The organism is Streptomyces cadmiisoli, assembly GCF_003261055.1.
Classification (GTDB): domain Bacteria; phylum Actinomycetota; class Actinomycetes; order Streptomycetales; family Streptomycetaceae; genus Streptomyces; species Streptomyces cadmiisoli.
On record NZ_CP030073.1, the window covers coordinates 5,325,620 to 5,338,546 of the forward strand.

12 protein-coding genes are annotated in these 12,927 nt (G+C 74.4%); 7 read left to right on the top strand and 5 right to left on the bottom strand.

Translation table 11 applies throughout. From position 1 onward, the window contains the following. The first annotated feature begins 239 nt into the window (after window positions 1-239). The 3 genes from DN051_RS23235 (at window position 240) to DN051_RS23245 (ending at window position 3,316) form a co-directional block, all read left to right on the top strand. Window positions 240-1,748, top strand: coding sequence for an aromatic amino acid ammonia-lyase (locus DN051_RS23235; protein WP_112439424.1), 1,509 nt, complete (start codon window positions 240-242; stop codon window positions 1,746-1,748). Beyond that, window positions 1,745-2,599, top strand: a complete 855-nt coding sequence (locus DN051_RS23240) for a MurR/RpiR family transcriptional regulator (protein WP_053760311.1) — start codon at window positions 1,745-1,747, stop codon at window positions 2,597-2,599. The genes DN051_RS23235 and DN051_RS23240 overlap by 4 nt, the downstream gene beginning before the upstream one ends. A gap of 135 nt (window positions 2,600-2,734) precedes the next feature. Beyond that, window positions 2,735-3,316 carry a hypothetical protein gene (locus DN051_RS23245; protein WP_053760312.1) on the top strand — a complete coding sequence of 194 codons (582 nt, stop codon included), beginning with the start codon at window positions 2,735-2,737 and terminating at the stop codon, window positions 3,314-3,316. Between the two features lie 2 nt (window positions 3,317-3,318). On the opposite strand, the gene DN051_RS23250 is transcribed toward DN051_RS23245, so the two are convergent. The 5 genes from DN051_RS23250 to DN051_RS23270 all read right to left on the bottom strand — a co-directional run bounded on the left by DN051_RS23250 (window position 3,319) and on the right by DN051_RS23270 (window position 7,272). After that, window positions 3,319-3,693 carry a roadblock/LC7 domain-containing protein gene (locus tag DN051_RS23250; protein ID WP_053760313.1) on the bottom strand — a complete coding sequence of 125 codons (375 nt, stop codon included), beginning with the start codon at window positions 3,691-3,693 and terminating at the stop codon, window positions 3,319-3,321. A 14-nt stretch (window positions 3,694-3,707) separates the two neighbouring features. Beyond that, window positions 3,708-4,187, bottom strand: coding sequence for a roadblock/LC7 domain-containing protein (locus DN051_RS23255; protein WP_112439425.1), 480 nt, complete (start codon window positions 4,185-4,187; stop codon window positions 3,708-3,710). Between the two features lie 67 nt (window positions 4,188-4,254). Beyond that, window positions 4,255-5,205: a transcriptional regulator gene (locus DN051_RS23260; protein ID WP_112439426.1), complete on the bottom strand. Its 951-nt coding sequence runs from the start codon at window positions 5,203-5,205 to the stop codon at window positions 4,255-4,257. Then, window positions 5,202-5,615, bottom strand: coding sequence for a hypothetical protein (locus DN051_RS23265; protein WP_053760316.1), 414 nt, complete (start codon window positions 5,613-5,615; stop codon window positions 5,202-5,204). Before DN051_RS23265 ends, DN051_RS23260 begins: the two co-directional genes overlap by 4 nt. A gap of 169 nt (window positions 5,616-5,784) precedes the next feature. Then, a complete protein-coding gene (locus tag DN051_RS23270) occupies window positions 5,785-7,272 on the bottom strand; it encodes a type III PLP-dependent enzyme domain-containing protein (protein WP_079001153.1) in 1,488 nt (495 codons plus the stop codon). 129 nt (window positions 7,273-7,401) lie between these two features. Between DN051_RS23270 and hutU the strand changes: the two genes are divergently transcribed. The 4 genes from hutU (at window position 7,402) to hutI (ending at window position 12,916) form a co-directional block, all read left to right on the top strand. After that, window positions 7,402-9,066: a urocanate hydratase gene (hutU, locus tag DN051_RS23275; protein ID WP_079001155.1), complete on the top strand. Its 1,665-nt coding sequence runs from the start codon at window positions 7,402-7,404 to the stop codon at window positions 9,064-9,066. Between the two features lie 71 nt (window positions 9,067-9,137). Next, on the top strand, window positions 9,138-10,340 hold the full coding sequence (locus DN051_RS23280) for an allantoate amidohydrolase (protein ID WP_053760367.1): 1,203 nt from the start codon (window positions 9,138-9,140) through the stop codon (window positions 10,338-10,340). Beyond that, complete coding sequence (locus DN051_RS23285; RefSeq protein WP_112439427.1) at window positions 10,337-11,683, top strand: formimidoylglutamate deiminase; 1,347 nt, start codon at window positions 10,337-10,339, stop codon at window positions 11,681-11,683. Before DN051_RS23280 ends, DN051_RS23285 begins: the two co-directional genes overlap by 4 nt. Before the next feature lie 60 nt (window positions 11,684-11,743). Next, entirely contained in the window at window positions 11,744-12,916 is a 1,173-nt protein-coding gene (hutI, locus tag DN051_RS23290; RefSeq protein ID WP_053760320.1) for an imidazolonepropionase, read from the top strand. Window positions 12,917-12,927: the final 11 nt, after the last annotated feature.

Below are 12,927 nucleotides of genomic sequence, written 5' to 3' on the forward strand. Positions count from 1 at the left end.
CCCTTGCGCGCGGCGCGGTCCCGCGCCACGTCCCCGGGGTCCTCGCGGTCCTTGTCCACCTGGGGAAGCGCTGGTGGACGGCGTCGGACTGGATCATGAGGTGTCCCTTGCCCGGCCTGTATAACGTCATGCAGAGTTCTTGGTGTCTGAATAGGTTGTCAATGCTCCGGCGTTGATCCGTGGTTGCGGATGATCGAGATGCAAGATCAGATGTCCGGTTGGAGGAGGGTTTGGGCGTGATGTCGTCTCGGATCGTGGACGCTCCGGGGGAGGTCGACTCCGGCCTCGTGGTCCTCGACGGGCGGGGGCTCGATGTTTCGGGCGTCGTACGGCTCGCCGACGGGACCGCGCGGCCGGTGCCCGCGGCCGACGCGATGAAGCGCGCCGAGGACTCCTGGGACGCGGCCCGCCGCATCGCCGCGACCGGGCGCGTCTACGGCCGCTCCACCGGCGTCGGCGCCAACCGGAACGAGGACGTGCCCACCGACGCGGCCGCCGCGCACGGTCTGAGACTGCTGCGCAGTCATGCCGGCGCCATCGGCGAGGAACTGCCCGCCCGGCAGGTGCGGGCCATGCTCGCGGTCCGCGCCAACCAGGTGCTGGCCGGCGGCGCCGGGCTGCGGCCGACCGTCGTCACCGCGCTGTGCGAGGCGCTGGAGACCGGGGCGCACCCGGTCGTGAACGAGTTCGGGTCGGTCGGCACCGGGGACATCGCCGCGCTCGCGCAGGTCGGGCTGGCCCTGGCCGGGGAGCACCCGTGGCGGGCGTCCGGCGCCCCCGAGCCCCAGCCGCTGGACAACAACGACGCGCTGGCGCTGATCAGCAGCAACGCCCTCACCCTCGGCCAGTCGGCGCTCGCCCTGCACGAACTGCGGGGCCTGCTCGCCGCCACCCAGGTCGTCGCCGCGCTGTCCCTGCTGGCCGTCGACGGCTCCCACGAGGCGTACGCCGCCCCGGTGCACGCCGCCCGCCCGCACCGGGGCTCCGCCGACGTCGCCCGCCGGATGCGGCGGCTGATCGGCGCCGCCGACCGGCCGACCCCGCCGCTCGGCCGGATCCAGGACCCGTACGGCTTCCGCTGCCTGCCCCAGATCCACGGCCCCGCGCAGGACGCCGCCGACGCGCTGGAGGAGGTCCTCGGCGTCGAGATCAACGCCGCCGCGGAGAACCCGCTGATCTCCCCCGAGGACATGGCCGCCTACCACCACGGCGGCTTCTACCAGGCCCAACTCGCCCTCGCCCTGGACCACTTCAGGCTGGCCGTCACCCAGGTCGCCCGGCTGTCCACGTCACGCCTGTCCACGCTCAACGAGCCCGCCTACACCCGGCTGCGCCCCTTCCTCGCCGATCCGGAGCCCGCCTCCTCCGGCGTGATGATCCTGGAGTACGCCGCCGGCGCCGCCCTCGGCGATCTGCGGGCCTTCTCGGCGCCCGCGTCGCTCGGCCACGCTGTACTCTCCCGGGGCGTCGAGGAACAGGCCAGTTTCGCCTCGCTCGCCGCACGTCAGACACTGCGCGCGTGCGGCGCGTACCGTCTCGTCGTCGGCTGTGAACTCGTCGCCGCCGTCCGGGCGTTGCGCCAGCGCGACCTCCGCCCCGAACCGGAGCTGCCGGCGGGCCGGGCGCTGGAGCTGGCCGAGTCGGTGCTGGACGCGGACCCGGCCGACCGGCCGCTCACCCGGGACGTGACGGTGGCGGCCGAACTGCTCGACCGTTTCACGGACATCTGGAGGGGGAGCACGTCATGAGCGGGACCGAGAGCCGTACCGACAGCCCTGCCGCACGGCTTCAGGCGCTGTTCGAGGGGCACCGGCTGACACCGACCCAGCGGCGCATCGCGCACAGCATGGTGCGGCGGGCCGCCGACGTGCCGTTCCTGTCCAGCGTCGAGCTGGCCGAACTCGCCGGGGTCAGCCAGCCGTCCGTCACCCGCTTCGCGGTCGCCCTCGGCTTCGACGGCTACCCCGCCCTGCGCCGGCATCTGCGCGAGGTCGCGCCCGCCGAGCAGAGCGCGGACTCCGCGTCGTTCAACGAGTACCAGCAGGCCGTCGAGGCCGAGATCGAGAACCTCCGGCACCTCGCCGACCTGCTCGCCGACCCGCGGCCGGTGCGGCAGGCGGGCCGGCTGCTGGCCGCCTCCCGCCCGCTGCCGGTGCTGGGGCTGCGGGCCGCGGCCTCCCAGGCGTACGGCTTCGCCTACTTCGCCGCCAAGGTCCATCCGGACGTACGGCTGCTGCACGAGGGCGGCACGATGATCCAGGACCGGATCGACGGCACCGTGCGTGCCGGTGCCTCGGCGCTGCTGTGCTTCGCGCTGCCCCGGCATCCGCGCGAGGTCGTGGACACCCTCGCCTACGCCAAGGAGGCGGGCCTGACCGTCGTCACCGTCGCCGACTCCGCCTTCGCGCCGGTCGCCAAGGTGTCCGACCTGCTGCTGCCCGCCGCGGTCGGCACCGGTCTCGCCTTCGACACCGCGTGCGCCCCGATGCTCCTGGGCCGGGTGCTGCTGGAGGCGATGTGCGACGACCTGCCGGACGCGCAGGCCCGGCTGGAGGAGTTCGACGCGCGGGCCGCGGCCCGCGGACTGTTCGTCGAATAGCCGCGGGGCGGGGGCGGACGGGCGCCCGGCGGGACCGCACGGGGCGGTCCCGCCGGGCGGGTTCTCAGACTCGTCTCAGTTTCACTCGCTAGCCTCCCGGCCCGACGGAAGTACCGGGCGGCGAGGAGGCGGAACGTGGCACGCGGAGGTCAGGGACTGGTCCGGGTGGCCTGTGTCGTACGCGCGGGGGCCGCGCCGCTGTGGTGGCTCGGCGTGCCGGCGGCCGGCATCGGTGTGCTGGTCCCCGGGGTGACGGGCCGCCGGATCGGCGTGCTCGCCGGGGCGGCGCTGTTCCTCCTCGCCGCCGTCGTGGTGGCCCTGCGCCACCGCGGGCGCTACACCGCCCTGGCCCGCGGCGCCGCCCGGGCCGGCAAGCACGATGTGCTCCAGGACCGCGCCGTGACCGTGCGCAACTGGCGGCGCGGGCACCGCTGGTGGCTGCTGCTCGCCTTCCTCGCCGCGCTCGGCAGCTCCTTCGCCGTGCCCGCGGCGGGCGGCATGCTGCTCGCCGGCGCCGGCGGGGGACTGTGGCTGAAGGCCGCCTGGCTCGGGCGGCGCGAGCGGGCCGACCGGACCCTGCTGTGGGTGCGCGTCGACCGGCTCGTCCGCGGTGGCCGCCCGGCCGGCAGGGCGGTCAGGGCCTACCGCGGCACCGGCATCTCGGCGGGCGACGCCGCGCCGGGCGGTTCCCGCCGCCGCGCCGCCGAGCTGGTCTGAGCTCAGACCTCCAGTTCCTCCTCGATCCGCCGCAGCTGGTGCCGGGCCATGGCGAGGTTGGACCGCTTGGCGTCCAGCACCAGGTACAGGAAGAGTCCGTTGCCGCTGCGCCCGCTGAGCAGCCGGATCAGGTGGTACTGGTCCGACAGGGTGATCAGGATGTCCTCGATCTGGGCCTTGAGCCCGAGGTGCTCCATCGTGCGCATCTTGGCGCGGACCACATCGGTGTTGCCTGCGGCGGCGACATTGAGGTCGAAGCTCTTGCTGCCGCCCATCGTGCCCAGCGCCATACCGGTGGTGTAGTCGACGAGGGCGACTCCGGTCGCGCCCTCGATGGAGGCGAGGGCTTCTTTCAGCGCGGTCTCGGTGTTGGCCATGGCTGGGGTTCCTCTCAACTTTCGGTAGTGGTGGGTGTGTTGGTGCGTGGTGTTCTGGTGGTCCGGGCCGCCCCGCGACGGGTGGCGGCGGGTTTGGCCGGTGGCTTCTTGACCTCGACCGGGGCCGCGTCGTCGACCAGCTCCCCGATGCGGGCGCCGGTCCTGCGGCCCTCCAGGTGCAGCCGGCCGACGTTGACGCGGTCCTCGGCGAGCAGCGTCAGCACGGCGGTGCGGCCCGCCGCGTAGGTCGCGACGTAGCCGTGCACCCCGCGGACGAGCAGTTCCCGCAGGTCGCCCTGGCCGGTGGCGTCCGCGACCCGCACGGCGACGCCGAGTGCGGCGGCGGTGAGCGCGGCCAGGCCCTCCGGTTCCACGCCCGGGGTGTCGTGCGCGATGACCAGGCCGTCCACGCTGGCGGCGAGGGCGCCGGTCAGCTGCGGGACGCGGGTTCTCAGCCTGTGGAGTTCCTCGAGTATCGGGGGTTCCACCGCCATCAGGTCTCTCCTCTCGGCGGGCGGTCGAGGCGGGTGCTGCTGCGGCCGCTGCCGCGGTTGCTGCCGCTCAAAGGGCCTCCAGCGCATCCCTGACCCTCTTCAGCAGCGCGATGTCCGGGTCGGCGGTCCGGGGGACGAGAGGGCTGCCGATACCGGTGCCGGGTGCGGTGGGGTGGACGGTGCCCGGTGGGGCGATGCGGTCGCCCGGGGTGCTCCGCGTGCCCGGCGCGGGTGGCGCCGGATCGGTGCGGGGGGCGGTCGCGGGGCCGCCGGCGCCGGTGGGGGCGGGGGCCACCGCGAGGACCGGGCGGGGGGCGACGAGCCCCGCCGCCGTCAGCCGGCGGACGTCGACCAGGGTGTGGAACGCGGGCCGGCCCAGCTCCCGGGCTATGTCGGTGGCGGTGCGCAGGCCGTCCACCCGGGCCAGGACGGCGTGCTGACGGGGCGCGACCGCCGGGGCCGTGGCCGTGTCGACCCGCTCCAGGGGCGCGCTGTCGCTCGCCGGGTCGGGCCAGATGCGCTGCAGCAGGGTGCGCCGGCGCAGCGTCTCGTGCTCGACCGCGGCGACCGGGACCGGGTGCACGGTGCCGAGCCAGTGGGTGGAGCCGTAGTGGAAGCGGCCCGGGGTGCGGCTCGGGGCGAGGGCGAAGAACGCCGCGTCGTACAGCGCGCTGAGGTGGCACAACTCCAGTGCGCCCGGGGCGAGCAGGCCTCCGTCGATGGGCGGCCGGTCGGCGTCGCCGCGCCCGTCGGCCCGGTCGACCGCGTCCTGCCAGGCCCGCGCGTCCAGGGTGCCGTGGGCGGTCAGGAGCACATCGAGTCCGGGGGCGAGCGGGCTCTCGGCGTGCACCACCCGCCCGTCGGTGAGGTAGAGCGTGCCGCACTCCCGGACCAGGACTCCGGTGGCCCGCTCGCCGGCCAGGCGGGTCAGCATCGGGGAGACGCCGCCCGGCCGGGTGCAGTCCGCCTTGTCCCGCACCGGCAGCCGGGGCGGCGGGGTCGTGCCGACCACGGTCATCCCAGCACCAGCCGTCCGGCCATCTCGCCCAGCCGGATGCGGGCCAGCGCCAGATTGCCGTCCGAGCGGGCCAGCCACAGGTGCAGGAACACGCTGCTGTCGAAGGACGTCCGTACGAAGCGCAGTACGTGGTAGCTGTCCCGGTTGCTGAGGATCAGGTCCTCGACCGGCGGGTCCGCCGCCTCGGTGTCGTCCGCCGCGTCGTCCCGCGCGTCCGCGGGCGCGAACGCCCGCTGCTCGGCGGCCAGTCGGGCCAGTTCCGCGGCTTCGGCGGCGGCCGTCTCGTGGTCGCCGCCCGGTGCCTCACCGACGGTGCCCAGCGCCAGCCCGCTCGTCCAGTCGACCAGTGCGGCCCCCCGGGCACCGGGCAGCCGCATGGCCTCCAGCAAGCACTCGTCGATTCCGGGCACCCCAGACTCCCCTCCCGCCGGTTCGGTTGAGTGACCCAGAGGCTACGCAACGTGTGTGCGGCGGGTGAGGGATCTGGCATTTTCCAGTGGAACATGCGTCGGAGTGACTAAGGTGGGTCAACTTGCCCTCTTTTCAGGACAGTTGATCAACCATGCCGACCGACGAGTGTCAACGGCGGTCCGGCGTGCGCAGGGTGGTGAGCGAAGACGCGTGCGCCCCTCCCGACTCCGCCACGATCTCGTCCAGGGTCTGCGCCGTGCGCACGGTCGCGAAGGCCACGCCCCCGGAGCCGTCCGGGGTGTAGCCGTGCACGGCGGGCCGGGCCAGCGAGTTGTACGCGTAGTGGTGCGCGAAGTAGTACGCGCCGGTGTCCAGCGCCGCCGCGTAGTCCCCCTGCTCCAGCAGCGGCAGCGCGCGGCCCTCGGCGAGCAGGTCCCCCGCGAAGCAGGCCGGCCCCGCCACGTCCTGCACGACCGCCGGACCCTCCTTCGGCCGCCCCTTGGTGTCGTAGGCGGCGATCCTGAGCGGCCACGCGTCGGGCACGTACACCGTCCGGGTCGCCACCTGCACACCCGCGTGCGTCACGGCGATCGGCCGGCCGCCCGCGCTCTTGGCGTACTCGACCCGCGCCACCACCGTCCCGTGCTTGGCCAGCAGCGACCGGCCGAACTCGGTGACCAGCCCGTACCGCCCGCCGAACAGCCCTGGCACCGCCTCGCTCAGCAGCCGCGCGTACCGCGCGTACGTCGGTGCCGTCTCCTCCGAGGCGAAGTTCACCGGCAGCCCGCCGCCGATGTCGATCGTGTCGATCTGCGGACGCCCGATCCGCCGGTTGATCTCCTCCGCCAGCGCGTACGTCTCCGCCAGGCCCTCGGCCATCCGCGCCAGCGGGATGCCCTGCGAGCCGGTGTGCGCGTGCAGCCGGTTCAGCCAGGGGCGGTCGGCGTACGCCCGCACCACCCACTCGCGGGCCCCCTCGTCGCGCAGCGCGACCCCGAACTTCGAGGTGGCCGTGGCGGTGGACAGCGCCTCGATGGAGCCGCCGCCGACCTGCGGATTGACCCGGAGGCCGATCGGCGAACGGCTCGGGGCGGACCGCATGAGGGCGTCGAGGCGGTCCAGTTCCTGCGGGTTGTCCGCGTTGACGGCGATGCCCAGCGCCAGCGCCTCGCGCAGCTCCGCCGGGGTCTTCGCGGGCGAGTCCAGCACCGTCCGCTCCGGCGGCACCCCGGCCGCCCGCGCCAGCGCGAGCTCGCCGGGGCTCGCGACCTCCGCGCCGATGCCCTCGTCGCGCAGCAGCCGCAGCACCGGTACCAGCGGGGACGCCTTCACCGCGAAGGCGTGCAGCACCGGTGTGCCGGGCGCCACCACCGCGTCGAACGCGGCGCGCAGCTCCGCCGCCGATTCCCGGATGCCGGTGATGTCGAGCAGGCCGAGGATCGGGGCGTCGGGCCCCAGCAGCCCCTGCTCCACCGCTGCCCGTACCGCTTCGTCGCGCCGGGCGGCCCGCTCCGCGCCCGACGCCCCCGTCTGCCCCTGGTGGCCGTTGTCCACGGCGTCCCCCGTCCGGTCGATGTTCGATGTACCAGTGTCAGATATGCCAGATATGCCGACATCCGAGCGTTCGATGCCCGAGATGTCGTTGTCCGAGCTCATGCATCTAGCCAAACATCCGTGCCGTCCCACGTGCCGAGCGCCCCATGTATTGACTAGGTCTATTCAGATGGCCAGGATGTGAATAACCGCAGCAACAATCCGCCGGCAGCAACCGCCAGGAGGCCGACCATGTCAGGACCCCGCCCCGTACGAGCGCCGCGCGGTACGGAACCGAGCGCCCTGGGATGGCAGCAGGAAGCCGCCCTGCGGATGCTCCAGAACAACCTCGACCCGGAGGTCGCCGAGCACCCCGACAAGCTCGTCGTCTACGGCGGGACCGGCAAGGCCGCGCGCGACTGGCGCTCCTTCGACGCGATGGTGCGCACGCTGAGGACCCTCAAGCAGGACGAGACGATGCTCGTCCAGTCCGGCCGCCCGGTCGGCGTCATGCAGACCCACGAGTGGGCCCCCCGGGTGCTGATCGCCAACTCCAACCTGGTCGGCGACTGGGCCAACTGGGAGGAGTTCCGCCGGCTGGAGCAGCTCGGTCTGACCATGTACGGCCAGATGACCGCCGGCTCCTGGATCTACATCGGCACCCAGGGCATCCTCCAGGGCACCTACGAGACCTTCTCCGCCGTCGCCGCGAAGAAGTTCGGCGGCACGCTCGCCGGGACGATCACCCTGACCGCCGGCCTCGGCGGCATGGGCGGCGCCCAGCCGCTCGCCGTCACCATGAACGACGGCGTGGCCATCTGCGTCGACTGCGACCCGCGGGCCATCGAGCGCCGCATCGAGCACCGCTACCTCGACGTCCGCGCCGACAACCTCGACCACGCCCTCCAGCTGGCGGTGGAGGCGCGCGACCGGCGCAGGCCGCTGTCCATCGGCGTCCTCGGCAACGCCGCCGAGCTGGTGCCGCAGCTGCTCGCCATGGGCGCGCCCATCGACATCGTCACCGACCAGACCTCGGCCCACGACCCGCTGTCGTACCTGCCGGTCGGCGTCGACTTCGACGACATGGCCTCGTACGCCGCCAAGGACCCGGCGGGCTTCACCACCCGCGCCCGCGAGTCCATGGCCCGGCACGTCGAGGCGATGGTCGGCTTCATGGACGCCGGCGCCGAGGTCTTCGACTACGGCAACTCCATCCGGGGCGAGGCCCAGCTCGCCGGATACGACCGGGCGTTCGCCTTCCCCGGCTTCGTCCCCGCCTACATCCGGCCGCTGTTCTGCGAGGGCAAGGGCCCCTTCCGCTGGGCCGCGCTGTCCGGTGAGGCCTCCGACATCGCCAAGACCGACGCGGCCGTCCTGGACCTCTTCCCGGAGAACGAGTCCCTGGCCCGCTGGATCCGGATGGCCCAGGAGCGGGTCCACTTCCAGGGACTGCCCGCCCGTATCTGCTGGCTCGGCTACGGCGAACGCGACCGGGCCGGCGAGCGGTTCAACGACATGGTCGCGAGCGGGGAACTGGCCGCACCGATCGTCATCGGGCGCGACCACCTCGACTGCGGCTCCGTCGCCTCCCCGTACCGGGAGACCGAGGCCATGCTCGACGGGTCCGACGCCATCGCCGACTGGCCGCTGCTCAACGCGATGGTGAACGTGGCGTCCGGGGCGTCCTGGGTGTCCATCCACCACGGCGGCGGCGTCGGCATGGGGCGGTCGATCCACGCCGGGCAGGTGACGGTGGCGGACGGCACGCCGCTCGCGGGCGAGAAGATCCGCCGCGTGCTGACGAACGACCCGGGGACGGGCGTCATCCGGCACGTCGACGCCGGGTACGACATCGCGGAGTCCGTGGCGGACGAGCGGGGCGTGCGGGTGCCGATGCGTGAGGGTGACGGCGCGTGACCCAGGGGCAGGGCGGGTCGCGGCCCGTGCCGGACGACGTCGCCGTGGGGGCCGCGCCGAGCTTCCAGCAGATGTGGCGCGAGCTGCTGCCCGTCGGCCGGCACCCCGGCACCGGCGGCTACCGGCGCTTCGCCTGGACCGCGGCCGACGCCGAGTGCCGGGCGTGGTTCAGGTCCCAGGCCGAGACCCGCGGGCTGCGCTACGAGCTGGACCGCAACGGCAACCAGTGGGCCTGGCTCGGGGACCCCGCCGCCGGGGACGCCGTCGTCACCGGGTCGCACCTGGACTCCGTCCCGGACGGCGGGGCCTTCGACGGGCCCCTGGGCGTCGTGTCGTCCTTCGCCGCGCTGGACGAACTGCGGGGCAGGGGAGCGCGGCTGACCAGGCCGCTGGCCGTGGTCAACTTCGGTGACGAGGAGGGCGCCCGCTTCGGGCTCGCCTGCGTCGGGTCGCGGCTCGCCGCCGGACAGCTCACCGTCGAGCAGGCGCACCGGCTGACCGACGGCGACGGGATCACCCTGCCGCGCGCCATGGAGGCCGCCGGCCACGACCCCGACGCCATCGGGCCCGACCCCGAGCGGCTCGCGCGGATCGGCGCGTTCGTCGAGCTGCACGTGGAACAGGGCCGGGCCCTGGACCTGTCCGGTGACCGGGTCGGCGTCGCCAGCGCCATCTGGCCGCACGGCCGGTGGCGGTTCGACTTCCGCGGCGAGGCCAACCACGCCGGCACCACACGGCTGGTGGACCGGCGCGACCCCATGCTGCCCTACGCCGAGACCGTGCTGGCGGCCCGCCGCGAGGCGCGGCTCGCCGGCGCCGTCGCCACCTTCGGCAAGATCGCCGTGGAGCCGAACGGCGTCAACGCGATCCCGTCCCTGGTGCGCGGCTGGCTGGACTCCCGCGCCGCCGACCAGGACACCCTCGACACCGTGGTCACCGGCGTAGAGAAGGCGGCCCGCGAGCACGCCGCGGCGCACGGCGTCGACCTCGACGTCGTCCGCGAGTCGTTCACCCCGGTCGTCGAGTTCGACCACGCCCTGCGCGACGAGCTCGCCCGCGTCCTGGGCCGGGACACCGGCCTGAAGGTCCCCGTCCTGGGCACCGGCGCCGGACACGACGCGGGGATCCTGTCCGGGAGCGTCCCGACCGCCATGCTGTTCGTGCGCAACCCCACCGGTGTCTCGCACTCCCCGGCCGAGTCCGCCGCCGAGGACGACTGCGTGGCCGGGGTGGCCGCACTCGCCGACGTACTGGAAGGACTGGCCTGCCGGTGACGCATCCGCACACGCGCACGTACTGGCTGGAGCACGCCTGGCTCGGCACCCATGTCGAGCCGGGCGTCGCCCTCGACGTGGCCGACGGCCGGATCGCCGCCGTCCGCACGGACGTCACCGCCCCGCCGCCCGGCGCCGAGGTCCTGCGCGGCCTCACCGTCCCCGGCCTCGCCGACGCGCACAGCCATGCCTTCCACCGCGCCCTGCGCGGCACGGTCCAGGTCGGTTCCGGCACCTTCTGGACCTGGCGCGAGGTGATGTACGCGACCGCGGACCGGCTCACCCCGGACTCCTACCACGAGCTGGCCCGCGCGGTGTACGCCGAGATGGCACTGGCCGGCGTCACCGCCGTCGGCGAGTTCCACTACGTCCACCACGCCCCCGGCGGCACCCCCTACGCCGACCCCAACGCCATGGGCGAGGCGCTGCTGGCGGCGGCCGCCGACGCCGGCATCCGCATCACCCTCCTCGACACCTGCTACCTGTCCGCGGGCTTCGGACGCCCCCCGAACACCCACCAGCGCCGCTTCTCCGACGGCAGCGCGGACGCCTGGGCGCAGCGCTGCTCCGCCCTGCGGGAACGGGACCACGCCCGGATCGGAGCGGCGATCCACTCCGTACGGGCCGTGCCCGCAGACCAGCTGGAGACGGTGGCCCGGTGGGCGCAGGAGCGGCGGGCCCCGCTGCATGTGCACCTGTCCGAGCAGACCGCCGAGAACGACGCCTGCCTGGCCGCCCACGGACGCACCCCGACCCGCCTCCTCGCCGACCACGGAGTGCTCGGCCCGCGCACCACCGGCGTCCACAACACGCACCTGACGGACGAGGACATCGCCCTGATCGGCGGCACCGGCACCGGCACCTGCATGTGCCCCACGACGGAGCGGGACCTCGCGGACGGCATCGGCCCGGCCGCCGCGCTGCAGCGGGCCGGCTCCCCGCTCAGCCTCGGCTCCGACAGCCACGCCGTCATCGACCTGCTCGAAGAGGCACGCGCGATGGAGCTCGACGAGCGGCTGCGCACCCGCACCCGCGGCCACTGGACGGCCGCCGCCCTGCTGCGCGCCGCGACCGCGGACGGGCACGCGGCGCTCGGCTGGGCGGACGCGGGCACGCTGGAGCACGGCGCGCTCGCCGACTTCACGACCATCGCGCTGGACTCGGTCAGAACGGCGGGGCCACCGCCCAGGCTGGGCACCGAGACGGCCGTGTTCGCCGCGACCGCGGCGGACGTACGGCACACGGTCGTCGGCGGCCGGCACGTCGTACGGGACGGGGCGCACACGCTCGTCCCCGATGTGCCGCGGGCGCTGGCACGGGCCGTCGACGCCCTGCGCGCCTGACGGCCGGCAGCCGACCGCCCCCGACCCCCGCCGCCCCCTCCAGGTCACCACGAGGACGCCATGAGCAGCACCGTCATCACCAACATCGCCACGCTGGTCACCAACGACCCCTCCCTCGCCGGAGAGTCCCCCCTCGGGCTGGTCCGGGACGCGGCCGTCGTCATCGACGGCGACCGCGTCGTGTGGACCGGTGAGTCGAGCAGAGCACCCGCCACCGACGACCGGGTCGACGCCAAAGGCCGCGCGGTCGTCCCGGGCTTCGTGGACTCCCACTCCCATCTGGTCTTCGCGGGCGACCGCACCGAGGAGTTCAACGCCCGCATGTCCGGCCGGGCGTACAGCGCGGGCGGCATCCGGACCACGGTCGCCGCCACCCGGGCCGCCACCGACGCCGAACTGGAGGCCAACCTCACCCGGTACCTCCACGAGGCCCTGCGCCAGGGCACCACCACCTTCGAGACGAAGTCCGGCTACGGGCTGACCGTCGAGGACGAGGCCCGCGCGCTGCGCATCGCCTCCGCGCACACCGACGAGGTGACCTACCTCGGCGCCCACATCGTCGCGCCCGAGCACACCGAGGACCCGGCCGCGTACGTCGCCCTGGTCACCGGCGAGATGCTCGACGCCTGCGCGCCGTACGCCCGGTGGATCGACGTGTTCTGCGAGAAGGGCGCCTTCGACGGCGACCAGGCCCGCGCGATCCTGACCGCCGGCCGGGCCCGCGGCCTGCACCCGCGCGTCCACGCCAACCAGCTGTCCTACGGGCCGGGCGTCCAGCTCGCCGTCGAACTGGACGCGGCCTCGGCCGACCACTGCACCCACCTCACGGACGCCGACGTGGACGCCCTCGCCCAGGGCTCGACGGTCGCCACCCTGCTGCCCGGCGCCGAGTTCTCCACGCGCGCCGAGTGGCCGAACGCCCGCCGGCTGCTGGACGCGGGCGCCACCGTGGCCCTGTCCACCGACTGCAACCCGGGCTCGTCCTTCACCTCGTCCGTGCCGTTCTGCATCGCGCTCGCGGTACGGGACATGGGGATGACGCCCGACGAGGCGCTCTGGTCGGCGACGGCGGGCGGAGCGGCGGCGCTGCGCCGGGACGACGTCGGCCGCCTCGCCCCGGGCGCTCGTGCCGACCTGGTCGTCCTCGACGCCCCCAGCCACGTCCACCTCGCCTACCGGCCGGGCGTCCCGCTGGTGACGCAGGTGTGGCGCAGCGGGGCACGCGTCGTCTGAGCGCCCCGCGG

What these genes read in the sequence shown, in the direction of transcription:
- DN051_RS23235 (WP_112439424.1), top strand. Translation starts at nt 240, where the DNA reads ATGTCGTCTCGGATCGTGGACGCTCCGGGGGAGGTCGACTCCGGCCTC.
- DN051_RS23240 (WP_053760311.1), top strand. Translation starts at nt 1,745, where the DNA reads ATGAGCGGGACCGAGAGCCGTACCGACAGCCCTGCCGCACGGCTTCAG.
- DN051_RS23250 (WP_053760313.1), bottom strand. Translation starts at nt 3,693, where the DNA reads ATGGCCAACACCGAGACCGCGCTGAAAGAAGCCCTCGCCTCCATCGAG.
- DN051_RS23255 (WP_112439425.1), bottom strand. Translation starts at nt 4,187, where the DNA reads ATGGCGGTGGAACCCCCGATACTCGAGGAACTCCACAGGCTGAGAACC.
- DN051_RS23260 (WP_112439426.1), bottom strand. Translation starts at nt 5,205, where the DNA reads ATGACCGTGGTCGGCACGACCCCGCCGCCCCGGCTGCCGGTGCGGGAC.
- DN051_RS23270 (WP_079001153.1), bottom strand. Translation starts at nt 7,272, where the DNA reads ATGAGCTCGGACAACGACATCTCGGGCATCGAACGCTCGGATGTCGGC.
- hutU (WP_079001155.1), top strand. Translation starts at nt 7,402, where the DNA reads ATGTCAGGACCCCGCCCCGTACGAGCGCCGCGCGGTACGGAACCGAGC.
- DN051_RS23280 (WP_053760367.1), top strand. Translation starts at nt 9,138, where the DNA reads ATGTGGCGCGAGCTGCTGCCCGTCGGCCGGCACCCCGGCACCGGCGGC.
- hutI (WP_053760320.1), top strand. Translation starts at nt 11,744, where the DNA reads ATGAGCAGCACCGTCATCACCAACATCGCCACGCTGGTCACCAACGAC.